This window comes from Anaeroplasma sp. (genome assembly GCF_034179385.1).
GTDB lineage: Bacteria > Bacillota_I > Bacilli_A > Acholeplasmatales > Anaeroplasmataceae > Anaeroplasma.
Genome location: NZ_JAXFPY010000133.1, coordinates 1 through 4,077, shown reverse-complemented (window position 1 = coordinate 4,077; position 4,077 = coordinate 1). Strand labels below are relative to the sequence as shown.

Below are 4,077 nucleotides of genomic sequence, written 5' to 3'. Positions count from 1 at the left end.
TTGAGATTCTAACGCATTAATATGAATTTCGCGAATCGTTGTAATTCTTCCTGGAGTAATATAACATCCTGCATAAGAATAATCAAAGCATGAATCCTTTTCTTTAAAATAGGATTCTGTTAAATTAATTTCCCTTCCATCATCGATGAAGATAACCATCGTATTATATAATCCGATACACTTCATATCTAGAAGCGTATCAGGACTATTTTTAATTAGATGAATTTTTTTTGTTCTTTTTCTACCTTTCCTTTAGAACCTCACTAGGATAAAAATTCAAAATCTTTTGTAACATACTCTAATCTCTTAACTGTAATATCTCTGCAGATATTCGATTCACTATTAGATATTAGAATTACCTTTCTGTTACCATTATCCTCTTTATTAAGTTCAATAACTGCTTGTCCTACAGTGCCTGAACCTGCAAAAAAATCTAAAACTATGGAATTCTTATTTGTCGTTGCTCGAACAAATTCTTTAATTAGCTTTACTGGCTTTGGAGTAGAAAATGCCTTTCTATCTCCAAATATTTCCTGGAGTTCATCTTTGGCTGATGATGTCGTCCCAAAACAATCCCATATGTTAGGCCATGATGCTTCCTTTTCTTTTAAAATATCACCATCAAAATATGGTTGCATAATTGGATTTAAGGAAGTATTCTGATTCTTTTTGCATAAAATAATATATTCATACAAAACATTCTTTTTATTTGGATTTATGTCTCTATTTGTATCAAACTTTGGGTGTAATTTTTTCCATTTGGATACAAATACATTTTTTTTGCCAAATATATCTTTAGCCAAAGCAGTTAGTCCCTTGACTTCACCTTCATCAATATTTATAACCAAGAAACCATTTGGAGATAATAAATTATATGCTAAGCTTAATCTTTCAGAAATAAAATTATAATAACCCTCATCATAATTACCATCTTTATAGCCAATATAATCAATATGACTATTATATGGTGGATCAATTAAGATGGAATCTATTTTACCAAAATAGGACTCTTGCATGGACTTTAAAGTAAATAGATTATCTGATTCAATTACATAATTGCATCTTGAATCTCTTCTTATTAATTTAGCATTCGTATTAATAAGGGCATTGTTATCAATGAAGCAATCCTTGTATACAGATACTTCCCGTAAATGATTGCAATGAGCAAATGCCCATTCTCCAATATAGTTTACCAAATCAGAACAATATATTTTTTCTAATGAATCACAGTTTGTAAAGCATGTCTTAGAAATCGTATTGACGTTATGAAGATTTATAGAAGTCATCTTGCCACAGCCAGAGAATGCACCGCGTTCAAGTTTTGTTACTGAATCGGGAATATGAATATCGCCTACTGCTAGTTTTCCTGGATAACAAATCAACTTTGACATATTCTTATTGTATAAAACACCATTTATTACTTTGTAATATGGTGTATTGGATACAAATTCAATATTGCTACAACCTACAAAAGGATTATATCCAATATCCTCAAGTGTTTCGGGTAGTACGATTTTTCTTATTCCCTTACAATTCCAAAAGGAATTTCTATTGATTTTTTTTACAGGTAAAAGCGTTAAGCAATCTGTGTTTATCGAATTTAATGATCCACAAACAGATGTCTTAAATTTATCATAAATGACATCATCCACAATATGATAATTTGATGACTTATTATCAAGCTTAAGCTTTGAGCATCCAGAGAATGGATTATTTTCCATTTTGAGTAAACTTTTTGGAAGATGAATAAGCTCTAAATTATCACAAATAAAGAATGTATGCTTTCCAATAATCTTAATTGTATCTAAAACATAATATTCCTTATTTTGACTATGGATAGGATAGTAGATTAAAGTATCTAAATCCTTATTCATTAAAGCCCCATCAATAATCTTAAAATATGGAGATTCATTTAAAAGATTTAAATTAGGACAACCTGCAAAAGGATTATTCCCCATAAATCTAACGCTCTTAGGAATTACAATTCTTCTTAAATTTTTACAATTATAAAAAGTATCTCCACCAAGATTAACTACAGTATCTGGTATGATTACTTCTTCAATAAATTGATTATCCCAAAATGCACATGAAGCAATTTCAGTTATACCAAAAGGAATAGATACATTCTTTTTTGTTCCGATGTATTTAACTGCTTTATCCCCATCTATAATAAAATCATCAGACTTTATATCTTCTTTATTATAAATGTTGTAATAGTCTTGTCTTTGCTCTAATTCAAAAACACCATACTTATAGATTTCATTGGAGAAATCCTTGATTCGTGTTCTTCTTTCAATTACACCACTAACAAGTCTAGATTCATATCTAATGGATAAGAATGTGTTCGTTTTGATACTAATTTCATCCTGTAAATCCATATGATTCCATTCAAAGCACTTAATATATAAGTTCTTGCAATAGATATCATATTCATTGTCTAAATCTAAAATAATTTCTGATGGGTTATATCCCATATTAAGAAGTTTATCAATACATTCTAAAATCACAAAAGATTTATGAGAATCTAGATTTAATCTATCTCCATTTACTACTGTAATTTTACCTAAATCAGCATATTGGGCTTCAGCATAGATAGTTATTGTATTATTTTGATATTGCTTAATAAAGATATTTTCTTCCACCTCATAATATCTTAAATTCCAATATAATGCAGTATACTTCATATCTCTAGCTATTCTTAAATCTGCTATATTCCCCATCTAATCACCTAGCCTTTCAACAATCTTAGTAACTATTTCCTCTGGAGTTAATTTTCCTGTATCAATTACCATATATGGTAATTTTTTTAATTCGCAAAAATAAATCATTTTTTCATATGCCTCTTCTGCAAGTTTAACCTTAGTAAGATCACCATCATGAAGATTTCTTGATTTTAATCTTGCTTCAATAACTTCAGGCTTAGCATATAGAATTACTGTTAAAGTTGGCTTTCCAATCTTTTTTAGGATTAAATTATAGATATCTAAATTATCCTTAGTTCCACTCCAACAATAATTAGAAACTATATGTCTATCTGTAACGATATTTTGATTCTTAAATTGATTGTATGTAAATAGGTTATTTAGCCCATAATACCATGCTGTAAAATTTCTATCTGGATTTGCATTAACTATTTTTGCAATCCTTTGATATTCATCTTTACTGCCATAAAGGTATTGTAATCCCTTCTCAACAAAGGTATAGCCTAATCTATCAGCTAATAACTTACATGTAGTGGATTTACCTACTCCATCCATTCCTTCAATAGCAATGTGCTTCATCCCTATTTGCCCTCCTTTAATTCCTCTAATTCTTCAAGCGTTCTTGGGGTAAATCCAATTACATCTACACCACAATTAAATGCAAACTTATCCTCATAATACTTTTTTATTTGTTCGTATTCCAAGCCGTTTGCAATGTCTTTATTATGTATATGGCCATAAACAAGATAACTACCATAGTTATAATTCCACCAGTCCATTAATGGATAATGACAAAGAAATACTTTTTTATCTCCATCAGTGATGAAATCCATTGCCTTAAAAGACAAGAAAATATTTGATTTAGCTATATACTCCATAAGAGGAATATCATGATTTCCAACAATTAAATGCTTCTGCCCTTTTAGTTTTCTATACACTTCTACGGCTTCTTCATTAATTCCAAGATCTCCAAGTATGTAAACTAAATCATCATCCGTCACTCTATTATTCCAATTCGAAATAATAGCCTCTTCCATCTCATCCAAAGATTTAAAAGGTCTTTTGCATTTTTCAAAGATCACTTGATCTTTAAAATGAATGTCAGCTATATAATATATCATTCCTAATTTGCCCTCCTTGCTTTAACCTCATTCTTCTTACCATTCGTAAATCCATCTAATATTTCAAGATAACCAGATACTCTCCTAATTCTTGTTATATTTGTTGATTTACATTTTGGACATACATCAAAGACACCAGATGTATTACAGCAGTTACAAACATCCTTTGGGAAATTAAATCCCAAATAATGCGTTCCTGCCTTAATAGCAATATCCAAATATTCAAGTAATCCTTCAATATTAGATAATGGGAC

5 protein-coding genes are annotated in these 4,077 nt (G+C 29.7%); all 5 read right to left on the bottom strand.

All coding sequences use genetic code 11. The features are described from left to right. Positions 1–186, bottom strand: a 186-nt coding sequence (locus SPJ17_RS08940; RefSeq protein ID WP_321094915.1) for a hypothetical protein, incomplete at its 3' end; no start/stop codon positions are given. A 77-nt stretch (positions 187–263) separates the two neighbouring features. Beyond that, positions 264–2,720 carry a leucine-rich repeat protein gene (locus SPJ17_RS08935; RefSeq protein WP_321094913.1) on the bottom strand — a complete coding sequence of 819 codons (2,457 nt, stop codon included), beginning with the start codon at positions 2,718–2,720 and terminating at the stop codon, positions 264–266. Beyond that, entirely contained in the window at positions 2,721–3,281 is a 561-nt protein-coding gene (locus SPJ17_RS08930) for an AAA family ATPase (RefSeq protein ID WP_321094911.1), read from the bottom strand. A 2-nt stretch (positions 3,282–3,283) separates the two neighbouring features. Continuing rightward, entirely contained in the window at positions 3,284–3,823 is a 540-nt protein-coding gene (locus tag SPJ17_RS08925) for a metallophosphoesterase family protein (protein ID WP_321094909.1), read from the bottom strand. Between the two features lie 2 nt (positions 3,824–3,825). Continuing rightward, positions 3,826–4,077, bottom strand: a 252-nt coding sequence (gene nrdD / locus SPJ17_RS08920; protein WP_321094907.1) for an anaerobic ribonucleoside-triphosphate reductase, incomplete at its 5' end; no start/stop codon positions are given.

Bases quoted from the DNA above. Each gene is read 5' to 3' on its own strand.
- SPJ17_RS08925 (WP_321094909.1), bottom strand. From the start codon at position 3,823: ATGATATATTATATAGCTGACATTCATTTTAAAGATCAAGTGATCTTT.
- SPJ17_RS08930 (WP_321094911.1), bottom strand. From the start codon at position 3,281: ATGAAGCACATTGCTATTGAAGGAATGGATGGAGTAGGTAAATCCACT.
- SPJ17_RS08935 (WP_321094913.1), bottom strand. From the start codon at position 2,720: ATGGGGAATATAGCAGATTTAAGAATAGCTAGAGATATGAAGTATACT.